At 53.5% G+C, this 19661-nt stretch carries 18 protein-coding genes and 1 riboswitch; of the genes, 11 read left to right on the plus strand and 7 right to left on the minus strand.

Features of this window, described 5'->3' with window-relative positions; all coding sequences use genetic code 11:
- Positions 1-201 precede the first annotated feature (201 nt).
- From BM323_RS07460 to hldE, 3 genes are read left to right on the plus strand one after another with little or no spacing between them, the layout of a single operon-like run.
- Positions 202-1512, plus strand: coding sequence for a CYTH domain-containing protein (locus BM323_RS07460; RefSeq protein WP_008103424.1), 1311 nt, complete (start codon positions 202-204; stop codon positions 1510-1512).
- A gap of 25 nt (positions 1513-1537) precedes the next feature.
- Positions 1538-4396 (plus strand): bifunctional [glutamate--ammonia ligase]-adenylyl-L-tyrosine phosphorylase/[glutamate--ammonia-ligase] adenylyltransferase, encoded by a 2859-nt coding sequence (glnE, locus tag BM323_RS07465; RefSeq protein WP_008103422.1) that lies wholly within the window; start codon positions 1538-1540, stop codon positions 4394-4396.
- Between the two features lie 59 nt (positions 4397-4455).
- Positions 4456-5880 carry a bifunctional D-glycero-beta-D-manno-heptose-7-phosphate kinase/D-glycero-beta-D-manno-heptose 1-phosphate adenylyltransferase HldE gene (gene hldE, locus BM323_RS07470; protein ID WP_008103420.1) on the plus strand — a complete coding sequence of 475 codons (1425 nt, stop codon included), beginning with the start codon at positions 4456-4458 and terminating at the stop codon, positions 5878-5880.
- 37 nt (positions 5881-5917) lie between these two features.
- Here hldE and BM323_RS07475 read toward each other — a convergent pair whose 3' ends face one another.
- Positions 5918-6223 carry a ubiquinone biosynthesis accessory factor UbiK gene (locus BM323_RS07475; RefSeq protein ID WP_008103418.1) on the minus strand — a complete coding sequence of 102 codons (306 nt, stop codon included), beginning with the start codon at positions 6221-6223 and terminating at the stop codon, positions 5918-5920.
- 171 nt (positions 6224-6394) lie between these two features.
- Positions 6395-6544, plus strand: a riboswitch (FMN riboswitch).
- A gap of 104 nt (positions 6545-6648) precedes the next feature.
- On the opposite strand from BM323_RS07475, the gene ribB reads away from it, so the two are divergent.
- Entirely contained in the window at positions 6649-7305 is a 657-nt protein-coding gene (ribB, locus tag BM323_RS07480; protein ID WP_008103416.1) for a 3,4-dihydroxy-2-butanone-4-phosphate synthase, read from the plus strand.
- 57 nt (positions 7306-7362) lie between these two features.
- On the opposite strand, the gene BM323_RS07485 is transcribed toward ribB, so the two are convergent.
- On the minus strand, positions 7363-7746 hold the full coding sequence (locus BM323_RS07485) for a cell wall hydrolase (RefSeq protein WP_008103414.1): 384 nt from the start codon (positions 7744-7746) through the stop codon (positions 7363-7365).
- Positions 7747-8021: 275 nt separating this feature from the next.
- On the opposite strand from BM323_RS07485, the gene ygiD reads away from it, so the two are divergent.
- Positions 8022-8807 (plus strand): 4,5-DOPA-extradiol-dioxygenase, encoded by a 786-nt coding sequence (gene ygiD / locus BM323_RS07490; protein ID WP_008103412.1) that lies wholly within the window; start codon positions 8022-8024, stop codon positions 8805-8807.
- Positions 8808-8845: 38 nt separating this feature from the next.
- On the opposite strand, the gene BM323_RS07495 is transcribed toward ygiD, so the two are convergent.
- The 4 genes from BM323_RS07495 to BM323_RS07510 all read right to left on the minus strand — a co-directional run bounded on the left by BM323_RS07495 (position 8846) and on the right by BM323_RS07510 (position 12506).
- Positions 8846-10009, minus strand: a complete 1164-nt coding sequence (locus tag BM323_RS07495) for a glutathionylspermidine synthase family protein (protein WP_091003488.1) — start codon at positions 10007-10009, stop codon at positions 8846-8848.
- Positions 10010-10017: 8 nt separating this feature from the next.
- Positions 10018-10692: a DUF1190 family protein gene (locus BM323_RS07500; protein ID WP_008103408.1), complete on the minus strand. Its 675-nt coding sequence runs from the start codon at positions 10690-10692 to the stop codon at positions 10018-10020.
- A gap of 141 nt (positions 10693-10833) precedes the next feature.
- The gene (tolC, locus tag BM323_RS07505; protein ID WP_008103406.1) at positions 10834-12306 is read right to left on the minus strand and encodes an outer membrane channel protein TolC; all 1473 of its coding nucleotides are present in this window, start codon (positions 12304-12306) and stop codon (positions 10834-10836) included.
- Positions 12303-12506 carry a hypothetical protein gene (locus BM323_RS07510; RefSeq protein ID WP_008103404.1) on the minus strand — a complete coding sequence of 68 codons (204 nt, stop codon included), beginning with the start codon at positions 12504-12506 and terminating at the stop codon, positions 12303-12305. The genes tolC and BM323_RS07510 overlap by 4 nt, the downstream gene beginning before the upstream one ends.
- 13 nt (positions 12507-12519) lie before the next feature.
- Here BM323_RS07510 and nudF point away from each other — a divergent pair, with 13 nt between their 5' ends.
- The 5 genes from nudF to parE are packed head-to-tail and all read left to right on the plus strand — an operon-like array spanning position 12520 to position 16976.
- The gene (gene nudF, locus BM323_RS07515) at positions 12520-13155 is read left to right on the plus strand and encodes an ADP-ribose diphosphatase (protein WP_008103402.1); all 636 of its coding nucleotides are present in this window, start codon (positions 12520-12522) and stop codon (positions 13153-13155) included.
- Positions 13152-13577, plus strand: coding sequence for a DUF1249 family protein (locus tag BM323_RS07520; protein ID WP_008103400.1), 426 nt, complete (start codon positions 13152-13154; stop codon positions 13575-13577). Before nudF ends, BM323_RS07520 begins: the two co-directional genes overlap by 4 nt.
- A gap of 44 nt (positions 13578-13621) precedes the next feature.
- Positions 13622-14449 (plus strand): 3',5'-cyclic-AMP phosphodiesterase, encoded by an 828-nt coding sequence (cpdA, locus tag BM323_RS07525; protein ID WP_008103398.1) that lies wholly within the window; start codon positions 13622-13624, stop codon positions 14447-14449.
- Positions 14450-14452: 3 nt separating this feature from the next.
- On the plus strand, positions 14453-15031 hold the full coding sequence (gene yqiA, locus BM323_RS07530; protein ID WP_008103395.1) for an esterase YqiA: 579 nt from the start codon (positions 14453-14455) through the stop codon (positions 15029-15031).
- Between the two features lie 49 nt (positions 15032-15080).
- Positions 15081-16976 carry a DNA topoisomerase IV subunit B gene (gene parE, locus BM323_RS07535; RefSeq protein ID WP_061720471.1) on the plus strand — a complete coding sequence of 632 codons (1896 nt, stop codon included), beginning with the start codon at positions 15081-15083 and terminating at the stop codon, positions 16974-16976.
- 26 nt (positions 16977-17002) lie between these two features.
- Here the strand turns inward: parE and BM323_RS07540 are convergent, their stop codons facing one another.
- A complete protein-coding gene (locus BM323_RS07540) occupies positions 17003-18478 on the minus strand; it encodes a tetratricopeptide repeat protein (RefSeq protein ID WP_008103392.1) in 1476 nt (491 codons plus the stop codon).
- Between the two features lie 99 nt (positions 18479-18577).
- Here BM323_RS07540 and BM323_RS07545 point away from each other — a divergent pair, with 99 nt between their 5' ends.
- Positions 18578-19477 carry a LysR substrate-binding domain-containing protein gene (locus BM323_RS07545; RefSeq protein ID WP_091003491.1) on the plus strand — a complete coding sequence of 300 codons (900 nt, stop codon included), beginning with the start codon at positions 18578-18580 and terminating at the stop codon, positions 19475-19477.
- Positions 19478-19661 lie beyond the last annotated feature (184 nt).

The raw sequence follows: 19661 nt of genomic DNA on the forward strand, positions 1-19661 counted from the left end.
ATGTCGTTTTTTCTTAATGGCGTAAAATTACCGGCACAGTCTGGAGACGCTTCTCAAAAATCTGAATGAGAACTATCCTGGTCTCAATCCGGTGCGAAAAGGGTCGTAAAAGCACAAGAAAGCGGAGACAGCGGGCTTCCGGTGCATTACTCTTCGCCAGATTAAACTCGTAAGTGCCAGCAGCGTATTGAATAAAAAATTATGACCATCGAAATCGAATTAAAGTTCATTGCTACACCGCAAGCCGCCGAAAAATTGGCTGAAAAGCTTGCCGCGTGGCCACATCAGCACTTCGCCGCGCGCGAGCTGACTAATGTCTATTATGAAACCGACGACAACCAATTGCGTCGTTGGGATATGGGCCTGCGTATTCGTGGCGTTGACCAACGCTATGAAATGACACTGAAAGCTGCCGGTAAAACCGTCGGCGGCTTGCATCAGCGTCCTGAATATAATGTTGATCTCACCGAGCCGCAGCTGGATATCGCGCGCCTGCCGGCCGAGATCTGGCCGCAGGACACCGATATCGCCGCACTGCAATCGCGCCTGCAGCCGTTGTTCAGCACCCATTTCCAGCGCGAAGCCTGGCTGGTGCAATTTGGCGACAGTGAAATTGAAGTGGCATTTGACCGCGGCGAAGTCGCTGCCGGTGAATTCAGTGAACCGCTTTATGAAGTCGAGCTGGAGCTCAAAAGTGGGCAGCGCGATGACATGCTGAAATTCGCTGAAGCGCTGGTTGCGATGGGCGGTTTGCGTCTCGGCAGCCTGAGCAAAGCTGCGCGTGGCTACCAGTTGGCGCAGGGGAATTTACCGCGTCCAATCCGTACGTTGCCGTTGCAGAAAATCGCCGCGAAAGCGTCGGTTGAGCAGGGCATGATTAACGCGATGACGGCGGCACTGAATCATTGGCAATACCATGAAGAAGTGTGGCTGCGTGGTAATAAAGAGGCCAAAGCGGCGGTGATTGATGCGCTGGAAACGCTGCGTCAGGCGTTCTCACTGTTTGGCGCGTTGGTGCCTCGCAAGGCCAGCAGCGATCTGCGCCAGAAGTTAACCCGTCAGGAAGAGTTGCTGGCCGATGAAGAGAATAATGCAGAAACCACGTGTTTCTCGTTGACCTCCGTTGAAGCCCAGTTAGCGCTTACTCACTGGCTGGTGGAGTCGCAGTGGCAAAACTGGCTCGACGACAAGAGCAAAAGCAAGCTGCAGGGATCGTTTAAGCGCTTCAGCGATATTATGCTGAGCCGCATCTCAGCCGATCTCCGTGAAACCTTCGTGGACGTGCAACTGTTCAATGAGTTTCAGGATAAAGCGACGCGCCTGAATCGCCAGCTGCTGGCGGTGAATCTGCTGGCGGGCGCTTATCCGGCGGAAGAGGTGAATGTTTGGCTGGAAGGCTGGCTGGAGTTACAGCATTCCATTCGCGTCAAACAGAATCACGGCTTAATGCAACTGGTGAATCTGGCGATTAAACCAGCGCCGTTCTGGCTCAATAGCGGAATCAAACGCTAACGAAAAATCCAATCAGGGAGAGAAGATGTTGTTACCGTTACCGGCGCTAATGCAGGCGCAGTTGGCTAATGTGGCAGAGCGACTTAATTTGCCACCCTCAGCGTTCACGCCAGAACAGGCGGGCGCGCTGACTTTTAGTGACTTTATCCTCGATAACCTGCAGCAGCATCCCGAATGGTGGCAGCATCTGCAACAGCAAGCGCCTGCGCCAGATGAGTGGCAGCACTATGCCAGCTGGCTGAAGGACGCGCTGCAAGCCGTTGATAACGAAACCTCCCTGATGCGCGAACTGCGTTTGTTCCGTCGTCACATGCTGGTGCGCATCGCCTGGATGCAGGCGCTGCAACACGCCACTACCGAACAAAGTTTGCAGCAACTCAGTACGCTGGCGGAAATTCTCATCGCTGCCGCACGCGACTGGGTTTGGCAGGATTGCAGCCGTGATTTCGGTACGCCATGCAATGAAGCCGGTGAAGCTCAGCCGATGTTGATTCTTGGTATGGGTAAACTCGGCGGCTGTGAACTCAATTTCTCTTCTGATATCGATCTGATTTTTGCCTGGCCGGAAAATGGCGTTACGCAAGGTGGACGGCGCGAGCTCGACAATGCGCAATTCTTCACGCGCATGGGGCAGCGGCTGATCAAAGTGCTCGATCAGCCAACGGTGGATGGGTTTGTCTATCGCGTGGATATGCGTCTGCGCCCGTTCGGTGATAGCGGTCCGCTGGTGCTGAGCTTTGCAGCACTTGAAGACTATTATCAGGAGCAGGGCCGCGACTGGGAACGCTATGCAATGGTCAAAGCCCGCCTGATGGGCGACGATCACGGACACCGGAGCCAGGAATTGCAGCAAATGCTGCGGCCATTCGTCTATCGACGCTATATCGATTTCAGCGTGATTCAATCGCTGCGTAACATGAAGGGCATGATCGCGCGCGAAGTGCGTCGACGCGGCTTGAAAGACAATATCAAGCTCGGTGCCGGCGGCATTCGTGAAACAGAATTCATTGTGCAGGTCTTCCAGCTAATTCGCGGTGGACGTGAGCGCTCACTACAACTGCGTTCCTTGCTCCCTACGCTTGAAGCGATTGGCGAGCTGGCTTTGTTAAGTCAAAAACAGATCGAGCATCTGCGTGAAGCCTATCTGTTCCTGCGTCGGCTGGAAAACCTGCTGCAAAGTATTAATGACGAGCAAACGCAAACGCTGCCAGAGAACGAACTCGACCGCCAGCGCTTAGCCTGGGCGATGGGCGCGGCAGACTGGAGCGCTCTGATGGCGCAGCTGGAGCTGCAAATGGCCGGTGTGCGCGCCATCTTTGATGAGCTGATTGGCGACGATGCGCCGGATGTCGACGACCAGCCGCAGTTGGCCGAATTTGCCGGTTTGTGGCAGGACGCACTGGAAGAGAGCGATCTCGTCCCGGTTGTGCCGCAGCTGGACGATGCGCAGCGTCACGCGCTTTACAACGCGTTGAACAACTTCCGCCAGGATGTGAGCCGCCGCACCATTGGTCCGCGCGGTCGTCTGGCGCTTGATCAGTTGATGCCGCGTCTGCTCAGTGAAGTCTGCCCGCGCGAAGATGCGGATGTGCTGCTGAACCGCTTGACACCGCTGTTGCTGGGCGTGCTGACGCGCAGCACTTATCTGGAATTACTTACCGAATATCATGGCGCGCTGCGTCATCTGATTCGCCTGTGTGCCGCATCACCGATGGTTGCCAGCCAGCTGGCGCGCTATCCGCTGCTGCTGGATGAGCTACTCGATCCCGCAACGCTGTATCAACCTACCGCGACCGACGCTTACCGCGACGAACTGCGCCAATATCTGCTGCGTATTCCTACCGATGACGAAGAGCAGCAGCTGGAAGCATTACGCCAGTTTAAACAGGCGCAGCATCTGCGCATCGCCGCTGCCGATATTGCTGAAACGCTACCCGTGATGAAAGTGAGTGATCACTTAACCTGGCTGGCAGAAGCGATTATCGAATCGGTGGTACAGCAAGCCTGGCAGATGATGGTGCAGCGCTATGGTCGCCCATCGCATCTCACCAGCGACAACGAGCGCGGTTTTGCGGTTGTCGGTTACGGCAAGCTCGGTGGTTGGGAGCTGGGTTATAGCTCTGATCTTGATTTGGTGTTCCTGCATGATTGTCCGGATGATGCTGAAACCGATGGCGAGCGGGTCATTGATGGTCGTCAGTTCTATCTGCGCCTGGCGCAGCGTGTGATGCATCTGTTTAGTACGCGCACGTCGTCCGGCATTTTGTATGAAGTGGATGCGCGTCTGCGTCCTTCTGGCGCGGCGGGCATGCTGGTCAGTACCTTTGCTGCATTTAACGAATACCAGCGCAGCGAGGCGTGGACCTGGGAACATCAGGCGCTGGTGCGTGCGCGCATTGTGTTTGGCGAACCTGCACTATGTGAACGCTTTGATGAGATTCGACGTGGCATTCTTTGCCTGCCGCGTGAATTCGAGACGTTGCAAAAAGAAGTGCGTGAAATGCGTGAAAAAATGCGTGCGCATCTCAGCAATAAACATAAAGGTCGCTGGGAAATTAAGACCGATGAGGGCGGTATCACCGATATTGAATTCATCGCGCAATATCTTGTCTTAGGCTACGCGGCCCATCAGCCAGCGTTGACGCGTTGGTCGGATAACGTCCGCATTTTCGAGTTAATGGCGCGTCACGGCATTATGCCGGATGAAGAGGCGCAGGCTTTAACGCATGCTTACGTCACGTTACGTGATGCGCTGCACCATCTGGCGCTGCAGGAATTGCCGGGCCATGTGGCATCTGAAGCCTTTGTCGCTGAGCGCGCGGTGGTCAACAACAGTTGGCAGCGTTGGTTAAGCGGCACCGAATCTGACAGCGTGGAACAGTGAGCCTGATGGCTTATGTGGTAATATCCCGCGCATTATTTTGACCGTGTTGGAGTCTCTGAATGAAAGTAACACTGCCCACTTTTGGCAAGGCCACTGTGCTGGTCGTCGGCGATGTAATGTTAGATCGCTATTGGTATGGCCCAACCAGCCGTATTTCCCCGGAAGCGCCGGTGCCGGTGGTAAAAGTGGATACCATTGAAGAGCGTCCAGGCGGCGCGGCAAACGTCGCCATGAACATTGCTGCGCTCGGTGCAGCATCACGGCTGATTGGCTTGACGGGCGCCGATGATGCTGCGCGCGTGCTAAGTGAAACCCTGCAGAAGGTTAATGTCGACTGTGATTTTGTGGCAGTGCAAAGTCATCCAACCATCACCAAGCTGCGCGTGCTGTCGCGCAATCAGCAGCTGATTCGCCTCGATTTCGAAGAGGGTTTTGAGCAGATTGATCCGCAGCCGATTCACGATCGTATGCGTCAATCGCTGACGCAAGCGGGGGCGCTGGTGCTGTCTGATTACGCTAAAGGCGCGCTGAACAGCGTACAGACTATGATTCAACTGGCGCGTGAAGCTAATGTGCCGGTGCTGATTGATCCCAAAGGCACTGATTTTGAACGTTATCGCGGTGCGACACTGTTAACGCCGAATTTGTCTGAATTCGAAGCGGTAGTGGGTAAATGCAAAACCGTGGAAGAGATTGTCAGCCGTGGCATGCAGTTAATCGCTGATTATGAGCTCTCCGCTCTGCTGGTCACCCGTTCAGAGAACGGTATGACGCTGCTGCAGCCGGGCAAAGAACCTCTGCATCTGCCTACGCAGGCGCAGGAAGTGTATGACGTGACCGGTGCGGGCGATACCGTGATTGGCGTGCTGGCCGCGGTGCTGGCGGCGGGTGACAGCCTGGAAGAAGCCTGTTTCCTTGCCAATGCTGCTGCCGGCGTCGTCGTTGGTAAGCTGGGTACTTCTACTGTCAGCACGGTTGAGCTGGAAAATGCCATTCACGCCCGTCCGGAAACGGGATTTGGTGTGATGACCGAAGCGGAACTGAAAGCCGCTGTTGCGCTGGCGCGTCAGCGCGGTGAGAAAGTGGTGATGACCAACGGTGTGTTTGACATCCTGCACGCTGGCCATGTTTCTTATCTGGCGAATGCGCGCAAGCTGGGCGATCGCCTGATTGTGGCCGTTAACAGTGATGCCTCGACTAAACGTCTGAAAGGCGAAACGCGTCCGGTCAATCCGCAAGAAAATCGCATGATTGTGCTGGGTGCGCTGGAAGCGGTGGATTGGGTTGTACTGTTTGAAGAAGACACGCCACAGCGTCTGATTGCTGGCGTACTGCCGGATCTGCTGGTAAAAGGCGGCGACTACAAGCCAGAAGATATCGCGGGAAGCAAAGAAGTGTGGGCAAACGGCGGTGACGTGCGTGTGCTTAACTTCGAAGATGGCATCTCAACCAGCAACATCATCAAAACGATTCGCAGTCATTAAGTGTAAATCGGCGGGAGTCATACTCCCGCCGATGAGCTTACTGCGGAGTATCGATTTTTCCAGCAGGATCTGGCGTGATGATTGCCGGCGCGGGTGCTGCTGGACTTTCACTTTCTAACTTCGCCAAACGCTGTTCCAGCGCAGCTAATTTCTCGCGCGTGCGCAGCAGAACCTGCGTCTGCACATCAAACTCTTCACGGTTAACCAGGTCCATGCGCGTCAACTGCGCCTGCAATACCTGACGGATTTTCTTTTCGACATCATCGCCAAAATCGCGAATCCCTTTCGGCATAGCTTCATGTACCTGGCGAGCCAGTTGTTCAATTTTTTTCGTGTCGATCATGATTATTTCCTGGTTACGGTGGCCGATAGCTGCGCGTGTTCGGACTCAATAGCTATTAAGTGTAATGCCTGAAACGAAAAGGTTAAACCTGAAATCCGCAACGCAGGAAATGCAAAAGCATTTGCACTTTTGTCGATTGCCCGTCCAGATGATTGGCGTTATAGTTTGTTCGCTTATTCTCAGGGCGGGGCGAAATTCCCCACCGGCGGTAAATCAGCTATAGCTGAAAGCCCGCGAGCGCTTTGACAGCAATGTGAAAGGTCAGCAGATCCGGTGTAATTCCGGAGCCGACGGTTAGAGTCCGGATGGGAGAGGGTAACGACATCAGCCGGGCTTTGCCCGCGTCACGTTTTTGCCATGTGTTTTGTACGCACTCCTAAGCACGCCCTGGTTCTGGTAACTCATATTTTATAAGGTTTTTTACCATGAATCAGACGCTTCTTTCTGAATTTGGCACGCCTGAACAGCGTGTAGAGCGCGCCATTGATGCGCTGCGCAACGGCCGCGGTGTAATGGTGCTCGACGATGAAAATCGTGAAAACGAAGGTGACATGATCTTCCCGGCAGAAACCATGACCGTTGAGCAGATGGCATTAACCATCCGTCACGGCAGCGGTATTGTGTGCCTCTGCATCACCGAAGAACGCCGTCAGCAGCTTGAGCTGCCAATGATGGTGGAAACCAACACCAGCGCATACGGCACCGGTTTTACGGTGACGATTGAAGCCGCAAGCGGTGTCACCACCGGCGTTTCTGCTGCCGATCGTATCACCACCATTCGTGCTGCAGTCGCTGATGGCGCTAAGCCGTCAGACCTTAACCGTCCGGGCCATGTCTTCCCGCTGCGCGCGCGTGAAGGCGGAGTTCTGTCTCGCGGTGGACATACCGAAGCGACTATCGATCTGGTGACGCTGGCAGGATTTAAACCTGCGGGTGTACTGTGCGAGTTGACCAATGATGATGGCAGCATGGCGCATGCGCCTGAAGCGATCGTGTTTGCTAAGCAACACGATATGCCGGTCGTCACCATTGAAGATTTGGTGGCGTATCGCCGTCAGCGTGAAACGCGTCACGCCAGCTAACTGAATTGATATAGAAAAAGAGGCCGGATAGTGATCTATTCGGCCCCTTTTTTTGTTTTAGCGATTGGCATAAAACACATGATTACCAATCACCACGGTGCGTTCAAAAGCATGGCGCCAGGCCGGTTTAACGTGGTGCGCATGGAAGAACGTTGCGCCTTTGGTTACGTCCTGTAATTCCCCTTCAACAATCTTTTTTGCCAACTCTCTGGCGCGCTGCCAGCTTTTATCTTCCTTGGGTGGATAACGATAAGGATTCTTTTTGAGAGACGTCCAGGAGAACTGCTTAGGTGCGTACACCACAGGACAGATCTCTTTGACATCCCAATTGGCCCGATTCATGGTCACCGTGCCAACCGCTATTTGTCCTTTAATCGGTTCGCCACGCGCTTCATGGTAGATATTCATCGCCAGGCACAATATTGCTCCCTGAATTAACATACATTCCACTGCTCATATTTCCAAAACCGAGTGGAGTGTAAGAAGCCGATTCATTGTATGTAACAAGACCAGTCTCGCTCGGTCTTATGTGCGGGCTATATCACTGATATGTAAAAGGAGTGCACAAAATATTGAGACTCATCTTATCTCGAATTTTCTTGCAAAATATCATTCAAATTTCCTGATTGAGATCATCATGGTTATCAGCGTTAATCCCTCTGCAAAAGCGCGTATCGTAGCCGTTAATAAAGCGACACTTCGTCAGAGGATGAAACATGAGCACTACACGCATGCCTGCGCTATTCCTTGGCCACGGCAGCCCGATGAACGTACTGGAAGATAATCGTTATACCCAAACCTGGCAGCATTTGGGCGCAACGCTGCCACGTCCACGCGCGATTCTCGCGGTTTCGGCGCACTGGTACACACGCGGCACGGCAGTGACGGCGATGAGTAATCCGCGCACCATCCATGACTTCGGCGGCTTCCCTCAGGCGCTGTTTGATGTGCGTTATCCCGCGCCGGGATCGCCAGAGCTGGCCCAGCAAGTGATTGATCTGCTCGCGCCAGTCGCCGTTCATGCCGATCAGGAGTGGGGTTTTGATCATGGTTCGTGGGGCGTGCTGGCAAAAATGTATCCCGAGGCCGACATTCCGGTTGTGCAATTGAGTATAGACGGTACTAAACCTGCCGAATGGCACTATGCATTGGGGCAAAAGCTGGCGTCATTGCGAGATGAAGGTGTGATGATCGTGGCTAGCGGTAACGTGGTGCACAATCTGCGTATGCTGCGCTGGCAGGGGGCGGAAACCGCGTATCCGTGGGCGGAAAGCTTCAATCAGTTTGTACGTGAGAATCTGGGTTTCCAGGGCGAGGCCGCGGATCACCCCTTGGTGAACTTTATGCAGCATCCGGATGCACAGCTTGCAAACCCAACGCCTGAACATTATCTACCGCTGCTTTATATTCTTGGGGCGCGTGCTGCCGATGAAGCGATCAGCATTCCCGTGGAAGGTATGGAGATGGGCGCGATCAGCATGATGTCGGTGCAGATTGGTTAATGCGCGTGGCCGCCCGAAGATTGCGGGCGGCACAGCGTTTACTCAATAAAGGTATGCGGATAGAAGCGCGACAGATCCTGAGTGATCAATGCACGATCTTCACGTATGCCGATACCGGCAGGTTGATCGTCAATCAGCCAGCTACCGATCAAGGTGTAGCTATCACCAAATTTCGGTAGCTGATAGAACTGCTGAATAATCATGCCTTCTTCGCCATACGGACCATCCGCACGCGCGATCTCCTGGCCGTTCTCAATGATGCGAATATTGGCACCTTCACGTGAAAACAGCGGTTTCACTACGTATTTATCCATCTGCGGCGCGTTTTTATCATCGGCAAAATAGGCGGGCAGCAAATTGGGATGATCGGGGAACATTTCCCACAGCAGCGGTAACAGCGCTTTATTAGAGATGATGCTTTTCCATGCCGGTTCCAGCCAGCGCACGCCCGCATCTGCCAGCTTGGTGGAGAACACTTCGCGCAGCATGAATTCCCACGGATAGAGCTTGAACAGATTGCTGATGACCTGATCGTTTACATCAGTAAACTGGCCTCTTTCACCCAATCCAATCTCATCTATATAGAGAAACTCGCTCGGCAATCCGGCTTCGGTGGCGCAGTCCTGCAGATATTGCACCGTGGCGCGATCTTCTTCGGTATCACGACAGCAGGAGAAGTGCAGCCAGTTGAAACCGAACTGATGATGCAGCGTGGCGAAGCGCTCGATCAGCTTCTCTTGCAGGCTGTTGAACTGGTCACTGCCCTGCGGCAGGTTACCCGCTGTGACCTGGTCTTCCAGCCAAATCCACTGAAAGAAGGCAGCTTCATACAGCGAGGTTGGCGTGTCGGCGTTGTTTTCCAGCAGCTTAGCGTCACCTTTGCCATCCCATGCCAGATCAAGGCGCGAATAGAGCGACGGCTGGCGCAACTTCCAGGAGTCGCGCACAAAATCCCAGGTGTGCTTAGGAATGCAGAATCGGGTGAGCAGCTCGTCACTGTTCACCACTTTCTCCACCGCTTGCAAACACATCTGGTGTAGCTCGGCGGTGGTATCTTCCAGCTGTTCAACCTGCGCTAGCGTGAATTGGTAGTACGCATCTTCACACCAGTAAGGTTCGCCATACATGGTGTGAAACTGGAAACCATACTCCGCTGCTTTTTCACGCCAGTCTGGACGTTCAGGGATTGCAATACGTTGCATGCTACGGCTTAGCCTCCCAGCGAGCGGCTGCCGGTGCCAGAGGCACTGCTGCGCTGCATGGTGTTTTGTTTTGCCACGCTGTCACCAAAGCCGCCACGCGTGATGGTGGAAGTGGTGGCAGGTTTCGGCGCCATGGCTGTTTTCGGCACGTTGATGGTACGACCTGATGTCGCATTGCCGTAATTTTTACCCGACGCGTCGACAAATTTACCGTTTGCCGGGCTGTTCGGATTTTTTGGTGAGAACAACGGCTGCTGGGCAAAGCCTGCGCCGCCGCTCATCATACGTCCCATCATGTAACCGGCCATCAATGGCATCCAGAAGCTGCCGCTTTGCTGTGCTTCGGCATTATTAGCGGTCGTTCCCACGCCCGCTTGTGCAGGCGTTTGCTGGCACTGATTCTCACCAAACTCAGCCACACAATCTTCGCGCGTGGCGTATTTTGGCGCGGTACGTTCAGCTTCTTTCTGTGCGTTGTTATACGCAGTGGTACATTGCGCGCTCTGGCCTGGATTGGCTTTGGCGCAATCATCGGCGTTTTGATAGAGCGACACCGTCTCATCACTCTGCTCGCAGCCTGCCAGCATAAACACTGCGCTAACGGCAAAGGCGACTGGCGTTAAGTGGCGTGCCTGCCAGCTTTTACGAAAAGCGGCATGGCGAATATTTTTCGTCCGTTTCATTATTTTCATCCTGTGCCCAAAGGTGCGGTAAAGGATAGGGGATGAGCGGTGGAAAATGAAGCGCGAAGCCAGATGGGGAAAGCATCTTTACGTAGCTATACGATTGAATGCGAAAGGGGCCGCATGCGGCCCCTTGGGGAATTAATTACCGAATGGATTTCCGCTGCTGCGTGCGGCAGCTGGACGGGCTTGTGCGGCGACTGAAGGCGATGACGCTTTCGGACCGTTATCCACACGCGCGGCCTGCTGGTTATTTTCCGGCGCCACCACTTCTGGTGTCGTGGTGATCTCTTTGCCCAGCGTGCTGTTCAGCTGCTGCAAATCCTGCTCGTTCAGCGTACCCAGCGCATATTTGATATTCAGCTGGTTAATCAGATAGCTATAACGCGCATCAGAAAGCTGCTGTTTAGCATTGAACAGCGTGGTGGTTGCATCCAGCACATCAACGATGGTACGCGTACCAACTTGATAACCCGCTTCCATCGCATCCAGTGAGCTTTGTGCAGAGACCACAGCCTGCTTGTAAGCATCGATGCTGCTGATAGAGGCATTCACGTTATTGAATGATGAACGCACCGTCTGAACCGCGCTACGATGTGCGCCTTCCAGCTGCTCGCTGGCCGCGACATAGTTGTACTGCGCCTGTTTAACCTGTGAAGTCACCGAACCGCCGCTGTACAGTGGCATGGTGAAGCTCAGACCAACCTGGTTAGAACCGGTGATAGAGTCGGTGCTGCCGGCGCTCTGATTGGCGCGGCTGCCGCCATATTTGCTGTTCGACATACCGGTTGACGCAGTCAAGTCCAGCGTTGGCATGTGGCCGGTTTCAGCTGAACGAATCTGCTCACGTGCCAGATCCTGGCTCAGACGCGCAGACAGCAAGGTCAGGTTGCGACTCTCAGCTTCTTTCAGCAGGCTGGCAACGGCATCTGGACGCGCGGTTTTGAAACGATCGATATTCAGAGAAGCCAGTGACAGATAATCCATGCCGGTAATCTGACGCAGCGATTCCACCGCATTATCGAGGTTGTTACGTGCGGTCACTTCGTTGGCCAGCACGGTGTCATACTGTGCGCGGGCGTTCTGCACGTCAGTGATCGCGACCAAACCTACGTTGAAGCGCTGAGTGGTTTGATCCAATTCGCGGTAGATCGACTGTTTCTGTGCTTCGGTGTAAGAAAGCGTATCGATCGCCTTCAACACGTTGAAATAGGCAGTTGCACTATTCAGAATCAGATCTTGCTGAGCAACCTGATAAGTGACGTCCTGAATACCGGCTTGTTTTTCCTGCAGCGACAGCGCACGCCATTTCGACATATCGAAAATAGTTTGAGTTAATTGCAGAGAGGCGCTGGTCGTGTTGGAATGAAGTCCGCTGCTGTCACGGTAGCCATTGTTATAAGTGTAATCTGCGCCCAAGCCTAACTGCGGCAATAAAGGACTACGCGCTTCATTGATTTTCTCAAATGCTGCGTCGCGGTTAGCGGCAGAGGAGCGCAGATCGGGGTTGCTAAGGCGCGCCTGCTGATAGACCTGCAACAGGTTTTCTGCCTGGCTGGCAAGGCTGAATCCGCCCAGGCTCAGTCCAATAAAAAGTGGGAGCAGTTTTTTCATTTGCATTCCTTTTGTTGCAGCAAAATGCACTGGTAGTGCTGCAGGTAAGCCAAAAAAATAATCGCCGATTCTACAGAGGCGGCGTCAGAGATAAGTTGGCTGAACGTGCCTTCTTCCCCTAATTTACGTAAATAATTCAAAAAGAACCACTCGGACGGAGCGGTAGACTTGGCTTTTCTTTGCTCCATCCCAATCTGCATAAGGAATCAGACGATGGCGAGTGCAAAAAAATCCCCTGTGACTTTCACAAAAAACGATGTAGAAATTATTGCACGCGAAACGCGTTACGATGGTTTTTTTTCCATCGTCAGCTACCGTTTCCGTCACCGTCGTTTTAATGGCGAAATGAGTGGTGAAGTGGTGCGCGAAGTTTTTGAGCGCGGACACGCCGCCGTGCTGCTACCCTATGATCCCTTACGCGATGAAGTGGTGCTGATCGAACAGATCCGCATTCCCGCTTTTGATTCCAGCCCAACGCCCTGGCTGCTGGAAATGGTGGCTGGCATCATCGAACCTGGCGAAACACCAGAAGATGTCGCACGACGTGAGGCGGTAGAAGAGGCTGGCCTCAAGGTTGGTCGCGTCAAACCGATAGTGAATTACTTAGCCAGCCCCGGCGGAACGTCTGAACGTTTGTCGGTGCTGGTGGGCGAAGTGGATGCCAGCCTGGCAGAGGGAAATCACGGGCTGGAGGAAGAGAATGAGGATATTCTTGTCCATGTGGTGAGCCGCGAACAGGCTTATCGCTGGGTGGAAGAGGGGATTATTGATAACGCGGCATCTGTCATCGCCTTGCAATGGCTGGCGTTGCACCATGAAAAACTACGAGAAGAGTGGAAGCTAAAATGAAACAGCGCTACACCCCTGACTTTCCCGAAATGATGCGCCTGTGCGAAACCAATTTTGCCCAGCTGCGTCGCCTGCTGCCACGCAATGATGAGGCAGGCGCATCGGTGATTTATCAGGTGAATGGCGCCAGCTATCAGCTCACCATCGAAGAATCGACCCGTTACACCACGCTGGTGGAAGTGCGTCAGGTGGCGCCTGCGGTGAGTTACTGGAGCCTGCCTTCTATGTCGGTGCGGCTCTACCATGATGCGATGGTCGCTGAAGTGTGTTCCACTAAACAGATCTACCGATTTAAAGCGCGCTATGATTATCCCAATAAAAAATTGCATCAGCGCGATGAAAAACATCAGATTAACCAGTTCCTTGCGGATTGGTTGCGTTACTGCTTAGCGCATGGCGCTGTGGCAGTACCGGTTTGCTGATAGCGTAAAAAACGCAACGATGGCGTGGAGATTAAGGAAACGCTTTGGATAGCCTGCTAACTCTTCCTGCGCGAGATGGGTCTGATATCAGGATTTTACAAATCACGGATACCCATCTTTTTGCTGGAAAACATCAATCGCTGCTTGGGGTGAATACCTGGTCGAGTTTTGATGCGGTGCTGGATGCCATTGAGGCACAACAGCAGCATTATGATCTGATTATCGCCACCGGCGATCTCGCTCAGGATCACACCGTCGAAGCTTACCAACATTTTGTCGCGGGCATTAACCGTCTGCCGAAACCTTGCGTCTGGCTGCCGGGAAATCACGATTTTCAGCCGGCGATGGTGGATACACTGGCCGATGCGGGTATTAAGTCAGACAAGCATGTTCTGTTAGGCGATCACTGGCAGCTGGTGCTGCTCGATAGCCAGGTATTTGGTGTACCGCACGGCATGTTGAGCGAATACCAGCTTGAGTGGCTGCACACCGCGCTCAGCAAGTATCCGGAACGTCACACCTTAGTGCTGCTGCATCATCATCCGCTGGCTTCCGGTTGTACCTGGTTAGATCAGCACAGCTTGCGTAATCCACATCAGCTGGAAGCAGTACTGCAACACTTCCCGCGTGCGCGCAATCTGGTGTGCGGCCATATTCATCAGGAACTCGATCTCGACTGGCATGGTCGCCGCGTAATGGCTTCGCCATCGACCTGCGTCCAGTTCAAACCGCATTGCACCAACTTCACCATAGATACGCTGTCGCCGGGCTGGCGCTGGTTCACTTTGCAGCCAGACGGCGTGCTGCAAACCGAAGTGAACCGCCTGCAAAGCGACATGTTCCGCCCCGATCTTGATTCCGAGGGCTATTAAGCAATGGCGGCGCTGATCTATCTGCACGGCTTCAACAGTTCCCCGCAATCGGCGAAAGCCACCCAGCTGCAGCAATGGCTCAACGAGCAGCATCCACACATCAATGTGATGGTGCCGCAACTGCCGACGTTTCCGGCCGAAGCCGCCAGCATGCTGGAAGAGCTGGTGATGCAGTATTCCGGTGAACCGCTGGGATTGGTGGGATCGTCGCTGGGCGGCTATTTTGCTACCTGGCTGTCGCAGTGTTTTATGTTGCCAGCGGTGGTGGTCAATCCCGCCGTGCGGCCGTTTGAGCTGCTGGTGGATTACCTCGGCGAAAACCGTAATCCCTACACCGGCCAGCAATATGTGTTAGAGTCTCGCCACATTTACGATCTGAAAGTAATGCAGATTGACCCTCTTGAAGCGCCCGATTTACTCTGGCTGCTGCAACAAACCGGCGATGAAATACTCGATTATCGCCAGGCGCTGGAGTATTACAGCGCATGCCGCCAGACGGTTGAAGAGGGCGGCAATCATGCCTATATCGGATTCGAACGCCATTTCGCACAGATAGTTGATTTTCTGGGATTAAACGCCTAGTAACTTAGCGAGGTGGGGCCATTTTCCTATTGCTAATCAGACATTTACGATGAGCCAATCTAGCTATAATGCCGATGCCATTGAGGTCCTGACCGGCCTTGAACCGGTGCGTCGTCGTCCGGGGATGTACACCGATACCACGCGTCCAAACCATCTGGGCCAGGAAGTGATCGATAACAGCGTCGATGAGGCGCTGGCCGGTCACGCCAAACGTGTGGAAGTGATTCTTCATGCCGATCAGTCATTGGAAGTTATTGATGACGGTCGTGGCATGCCGGTGGATATCCATCCGGAAGAAGGCGTACCTGCGGTTGAGCTGATTCTTTGTCGCCTGCACGCGGGCGGCAAATTCTCCAATAAAAACTATCAGTTCTCAGGCGGCTTGCACGGCGTCGGGATCTCGGTGGTTAACGCCTTATCAAAGCGCGTCGAAGTTACCGTGCGTCGTAACGGCGAAATCTACCAGATTGCCTTCGAAAATGGCGACAAGGTGCAGGATCTTACGGTTACCGGCACCGTCGGTAAACGCAACACTGGTACCAGCGTGCATTTCTGGCCAGATGAAAGCTTCTTTGATAGCCCGCGTTTCTCAGTTTCCCGCTTATCGCATCTGTTAAAAGCCAAAGCCGTGCTCTGTCCGGGCGTTGAAATTGTCTTTAAAGACAAGGTCAACGACACCGAACAAACCTGGATGTATCAGGATGGCCTGACCGATTACCTGTGTGAAGCGATTGACGGCTTACCAACGTTGCCGGAAAAACCTTTTGTTGGCAGTTTTGCCGGCGATGTGGAAGCGGTGGATTGGGCGCTGCTGTGGCTGCCGGAAGGCGGTGAGCTGCTGACGGAAAGCTACGTCAACCTGATCCCAACCATGCAAGGCGGCACGCACGTCAACGGCTTGCGTCAGGGATTGCTGGATGCCATGCGCGAGTTCTGCGAATACCGCAATATTTTGCCGCGCGGCGTGAAGCTCTCGGCGGAAGATATCTGGGATCGCTGTGCGTACGTGCTGTCGGTGAAAATGCAGGATCCACAGTTTGCCGGTCAGACTAAAGAGCGCCTGTCTTCGCGTCAGTGTGCGGCGTTTGTTTCGGCGGTGGTGAAAGATGCCTTCAGCCTGTGGCTGAACCAGAACGTGCAGGCGGCTGAAATGCTGGCCGAGCTGGCGATCTCCAGCGCACAGCGCCGTATGCGTGCCGCGAAGAAAGTGGTACGTAAAAAACTTACCAGCGGACCGGCGCTGCCGGGCAAACTGGCTGACTGCACCGCACAAGATTTGAATCGAACCGAACTGTTCCTCGTCGAAGGGGATTCTGCGGGCGGATCCGCCAAGCAGGCGCGCGATCGAGATTATCAGGCGATCATGCCGCTGAAAGGCAAGATCCTCAACACATGGGAAGTCTCTTCAGACGAAGTGCTGGCCTCGCAGGAAGTGCATGATATTTCGGTGGCGATCGGTATCGATCCCGACAGCGAAGATCTGAGCCAACTGCGTTACGGCAAGATCTGTATCCTCGCGGATGCGGACTCCGATGGCCTGCACATTGCCACGCTGCTGTGCGCGCTGTTTGTGAAGCATTTCCGCTCGCTGGTGCAGCACGGCCATGTGTATGTGGCGATGCCGCCGCTGTATCGCATCGATCTCGGCAAAGAAGTCTATTACGCCTTAGATGAAGATGAGAAAGAGGGCGTACTGGACCAGCTGAAGCGTAAGAAAGGTAAGCCGAATGTGCAGCGCTTTAAGGGCTTGGGTGAAATGAACCCGCTGCAGCTGCGCGAAACCACGCTCGATCCGAACACGCGTCGACTGGTTCAGTTGACGATCAGCGATGAGGATGTCGATCAAACGCTACGCGTGATGGATATGCTGCTGGCGAAGAAACGCTCGGAAGATCGCCGAAACTGGCTGCAAGAGAAAGGCGATTTAGCCGACCTCGAAGTGTAAAAATTGGGACGCCACGGCGTCCCTTATTATTGCTGCTGTAGCGCCTGCTTAATTCGCGCAACCACCGTGCTCCACTCTTCATCCTGCCCGCGCGCAAATAATCTCATCTGCGGATACCACGGCGTATCTTCGCGATTTTCTAACCAGCGCCAGTCTCGCGCCCAGGCAGGCAACATTACCCAGCAAGGTTTCCCCAGCGCACCGGCCAAATGGATTACCGACGTATCCACACCAATCACTAAATCCAGTTGTGAAATAACGGCGGCGGTATCCTGATAATCAGTGAATTGGGCGCCCAATGGCTGAAGGTGAGGAAAATGATTTACTTCTTCCTCTCCAGCTCCTTTTTGCAAACTAACCCAATGCGTGTCTGGTACAGAAAATAGAGTTGCCAGTTCAGACAGATGTGACAGCGAACGCTGGCTGTCATTTTTGTGTGCGCTGGAACCTTTCCACACAATGCCAATTTTTTTACCTGTGCCAGCTATCGGCCATTTCGCCTGATGCTCAGGTGCGCTAGATAAATAAGGAACATCGGCATTAAATGGCTGCGGCGAGTTGAGAAAATGTTGCGGCAGATCCAGCAGTGAACACCAATAATCGGCCTGCGGCAGCGCCTGATGTTTATCTTCCCTGATTAAATAACTGTCGACATCTTTCAAGCTTGCCATTAAAGGTTTCAAGGCAGCGTTGCCGATCATGATTACCTTACCGGCATGCTTTTCCGATTTTACCCGTGAGAGAAAACGGCAAAACTGAATCTCATCACCCAGTCCTTGTTCCGTTCGCACCAGCAGCGTCATACCAACTAAGTCTTCACCTTGCCAGTAACGAATAGGTAGCTCAGGTAAGGTAAAAAAGCGCTCAGGATTATCTGTTGCGTAACGTGCCTGATAATTGCGCCAGCCAGCAGCAAAGTTACCTTGCTGTAACTGGACCATGCCGAGCGCATTCTGGCAGCGACGGTCGCCATTACGCTCATGCATCACGCGTTGCATCTGGCTTTCTGCTTCTTGCAGTTGCCCCATGTGAGCCAGCAAGGTGCTCATACCATAACGCGCTTCGGTATAATCTGGCTGAATACGCATCGCCTGGCGGTACTGATGCAATGCTGCAGAATAACGATGCTGTTTGTGCAGCAAAATAGCGTAGTTGTTGTGGCAAGCTGCATAGCGGTCATGCGCTTGCAGAGCGGCTCGATAATGCTGCTCTGCCTCAGCAAAGCGGCCCGCATCATAATGGGTTAAACCAAGGCCATTGAGCAGCCCGGCATCTTGTGGTGAAAGCGTTAAAGCACGCTGATAGTAGCGCTGCGCCGTATCGATATCACCAGCACGCCTTGCCAACCGCGCGGCTTCATGCAGGAACCAGCCATCATTGGGAGCCAGTGTGAGATGAGAACGAATCTTACGCCAGGCTTCATCTTGCTTTCCTCGTTGGAGCAGCTGGGTTACAGCTTGCTGCTGACGTAAGTCGTTACCCATCCGAGGTTTATGACGCATTATGATATCCTGCCGCTGATTGAGGTGGCGTAATTTACAACAGATATTGCGGCAACAACGCCAGGACAGGTCTTGAACCGTTCTCTGAGGATGAGAATTTTGAAAATTACACTGGAAGAATTGCGTGCCTGGGTGACGGTTGTGGATACCGGTTCAATCACTGCTGCGGCAGAACAGTTGGAACAAACCAGCTCCGGTATTAGTCGTGCGTTGAGTCGCTTAGAAAGCAAGTTGCAAACCACGTTAATGCACCGCACAACTCGTCGTCTGGCGTTGACCGAAGAAGGGCTTATTTTTCTCGATCACGCGCGGCAGATTCTCGCTTCAGTCGAGCAAGCGGAAGAACATATTGCTCAGCGCAGAGACACTCCTTCAGGGCGGCTACGCGTTAATGCCAACACACCCTTTACTTTGCACGTTATTGTGCCGCTTGTTGCAGAGTTCAGTCAGCGCTATCCGCACATTCAACTTGAACTGAACACTGACGACATCGTCATCGACCTGCTGGAGCAGCAAACAGACATTGCCATCCGTATCGGTGAGTTGCGGGACTCCACGCTGCGCGCGCGCGTCCTTGGCAGCAGCGTGATACGTCTGTTGGCCAGTCCGGCGTATCTGGAGAAATATGGCGTTCCAGAAAGCGTGGATGCGCTGGTGAACCATCAACTGCTGGGGTTTAGTCAACTTGATGCGCATAACATTTGGCCGGTTTGGCAGCGAGAAGGAGAGTTCCTGCGCATCAAACCTACGTTATCTGCTTCGAGTGGTGAAACGCTTCGTCAACTGGCATTGGCCGGGCAAGGCATTGTGCGTTTATCTGATTTTGTCAGCCGTGAAGATCGCATCAATGGACGTCTGGTGCAGGTTCTGGAAACTGAAACGCGCGAGCAGCGCCTACCTATCCACGCGGTTTACTATCGCAACCAATCTCTTACCTCCCGCATCACCTGTTTTCTGGATTTTTTGCGCGAAAAAATTCAGGAAAATCATCTGTTATAGTCCTGTTATGGTTTAATTATTTCCCTTCTCTGGTCGTTTTGTTTCCCATAAAGGTTTGTTAATTCAGGTAGTTAATTAACTAACTGGCTTTTTGACAATGTTGGGAAATTTTTTCTTTCCTAACGGGACGTTTCTTATGTCTCGGAAATCTCTCTTTCCTGATTATGTCGCTCACTTTGAGCCC

The organism is Pantoea sp. YR525 (genome assembly GCF_900116775.1).
GTDB lineage: Bacteria > Pseudomonadota > Gammaproteobacteria > Enterobacterales > Enterobacteriaceae > Pantoea > Pantoea symbiotica.